The organism is Agrobacterium sp. ST15.13.013 (genome assembly GCF_027956525.1).
GTDB classification, from domain to species: domain Bacteria; phylum Pseudomonadota; class Alphaproteobacteria; order Rhizobiales; family Rhizobiaceae; genus Agrobacterium; species Agrobacterium salinitolerans.
The window spans coordinates 1-2,497 of record NZ_JAQKGP010000063.1 but is presented as its reverse complement, the minus strand read 5'-3'; the positions used below and the strand labels follow the sequence as shown (position 1 = coordinate 2,497).

3 protein-coding genes are annotated in these 2,497 nt (G+C 58.0%); all 3 read left to right on the top strand.

Going from position 1 to position 2,497, the window contains the following annotated elements:
• Positions 1–119: 119 nt before the first annotated feature.
• The 3 genes from tnpA (at position 120) to tnpC (ending at position 2,475) form a co-directional block, all read left to right on the top strand.
• Positions 120–470 (top strand): IS66-like element accessory protein TnpA, encoded by a 351-nt coding sequence (gene tnpA / locus PL597_RS25840; RefSeq protein WP_269824298.1) that lies wholly within the window; start codon positions 120–122, stop codon positions 468–470.
• Entirely contained in the window at positions 467–811 is a 345-nt protein-coding gene (tnpB, locus tag PL597_RS25835) for an IS66 family insertion sequence element accessory protein TnpB (RefSeq protein WP_012478067.1), read from the top strand. Before tnpA ends, tnpB begins: the two co-directional genes overlap by 4 nt.
• Positions 812–885: 74 nt before the next feature.
• Positions 886–2,475: an IS66 family transposase gene (gene tnpC, locus PL597_RS25830; RefSeq protein WP_269824300.1), complete on the top strand. Its 1,590-nt coding sequence runs from the start codon at positions 886–888 to the stop codon at positions 2,473–2,475.
• Positions 2,476–2,497 lie beyond the last annotated feature (22 nt).

Below are 2,497 nucleotides of genomic sequence, written 5' to 3'. Positions count from 1 at the left end.
GTAAGCGGCAAGCTGACCCCATCTGGCGTCAGTAGCGCGAGCTCAGCTATTGCGTAATGACTATTCACCAGCTGTGAGCTTCTATGTCTGCGCCTATCTCTGGAACTAGAAACTTTCATATGATCGAGGCCGTTCCGGAACGTTTTGAGGGCGCGCCGCGGCAGTTTCGGCGGCGTTGGTCCGATGATTTCAAGGAGCGAGCGGTGGCTGAGGCGATGGAGCCTGGAGCGAATGTCTCGGCAATTGCGCGTCGCATCGGCATACATCCATCACAGTTATTCGGCTGGCGTCGTGATGCTCGCGCCGAACAAGGGGGCTCTTCGGTGCCTGCGGCTGTTGAGTCGGATTCGGGACCGGTTTGCGCGCAGGCGGTGATCGAGGTGGTTATCGGCGACGTGATTATCCGGGCGGGGGTGGATGCCGATGAAGGACACCTCAGTCGCGTGATCCGAGCGGTGCGGTCGGCATGATCCCGTCGAACGTGAAAGTCTTTCTGGCGAGCCATCCGATCGACTTCCGTAAGGGACCTGACAGCTTGCTATCACTGGTTCGAGATGCTGGCAGTGATCCGTTCAACGGAGCTCTTTATGTCTTCCGGGCGAAACGAGCAGACCGTATCAAGATCGTATGGTGGGATGGCTCCGGCGTTTGCCTTTATGCCAAGCGGCTGGAGAAAGCCCAGTTCTGCTGGCCGCGCATCGGACATAGCCGGGTCCAGCTCAACAATGCCCAGCTTCTGGCTTTGGTGGATGGAATGGACTGGAAACGCGTTCGATCAACACCCATCAAGCCACCAGAGATTGTTGGGTAAAACCCCTGCGGCGAATTGAATCATGCACCTGAAACTGCGGGCGGATCACAGCAAAATATGCTCTGATCATACCCATGACGCGACCCGAGATAGAGCTTCCGGATGATGTAGAGGCACTCAAGGCCATGGTTCTTGCCATGGCCGAAAAGGCCGCTCGCGTCGAGGCTTTGGAAAAGCAGGTCGACGATCTCGAGGCCCGAAATGCTGATGCCGATGAGCGCATCGAGCGGCTGACACAGATCCTGAAAGCTTTTGACCGCGCGCGCTTCGGGCGGCGTTCAGAGAAACTTGCAGCGGCCAGTGTTGATGACGAGCAGCATGCTTTTGTCTTTGAGGAGATCGAGACCGGTATTGCGGCGATCAGGGCCAAGGTTACGAGTGGCATCAACAAAGATGGCAAACGTCCACCGAGGCCACGCAAGGGCTTTGCGGCGCATCTGGAGCGTATCGAAGTGGTGATCGAGCCGGAAGACTTGCCGGAGCATGCGGGCAAGACGAAAATCCTGATCGGAGAGGACATATCCGAACGCTTGGATGTCGTTGCAGCGAAGTTCCGTGTCATTGTCACGCGCCGTCCCAAATACGCTTTTAAGAACGAAGACGGCGTGATCCAGGCTGCGGCCCCGACACATATCATTGAGGCGGGCATTCCAACAGAAGCGCTTCTGGCTCAGATCGCCGTGTCCAAATATGCCGATGGCCTACCACTCTATCGGCAGGAGGCGATTTACGCCCGCGACAAGGTCGAACTTGACCGCAGGCTCATGGCTCAATGGATGGGAAAGCTGGGGTTCGAACTCGACATCCTCGCCGATTACATCCTGGACAAAATCAAGAAGGCGGAACGAATATTTGCCGACGAGACGACCCTGCCGACACTGGCGCCTGGGTCCGGGTCGGCGAAAACCGCATGGCTATGGGCCTATGCCAGGGATGACCGACCGTTCGGAGGCAATGGCCCGCCCATGGTGGCCTATCGCTTCGAAGACAGTCGGGCGACCGACTGCGTGGCACGGCACCTCAGCGGCTATCGCGGGATTCTGCAGGTTGACGGGTACGGGGCCTACAGCAAACTCGCCCGCAAGGACGGCGGCAACGACGGCGTTATTCTGGCTGGCTGCTGGGCACATAGCCGTCGCAAGTTCTATGAATTGCATGTCGCGAAAAGCTCCAAGGTGGCAACAGAGACCCTCGAGCGAATGGCAACGCTCTGGGAAATAGAAGATACCGTCCGTGGTCAAAGCCCTGAGGCGCGTGTCGCTGCCCGACAAGAACGCTCGGCGGCGATAGTCCGTGACCTCTTCACTCTCTGGCAGACGACTTTGCCGCGAGTATCAGGCAAATCCAAACTCGCCGAAGCTCTACGGTACTCGATCAAGCGTCGTGACGTCTTCGAACGCTTTCTGACCGACGGCCGTGTCGAGCTCGACTCCAACATCGTCGAGCGAGCGATCAGACCTCAGGCGATCACAAGAAAAAATAGTCTCTTCGCCGGCAGCGACGGCGGCGGCAAGACATGGGCTACAATCGCGACACTTTTGCAGACGGCAAAAATGAATTCTGTCGATCCCCAGGCCTGGCTCACGCAGACGCTCGAGCGCCTTGCAAACGGCTGGCCTAGCAGCGAAATCCATACCCTTATGCCGTGGAGCTACAAGGCCTGAACGGCCTCAGCTTGCCGCTTAC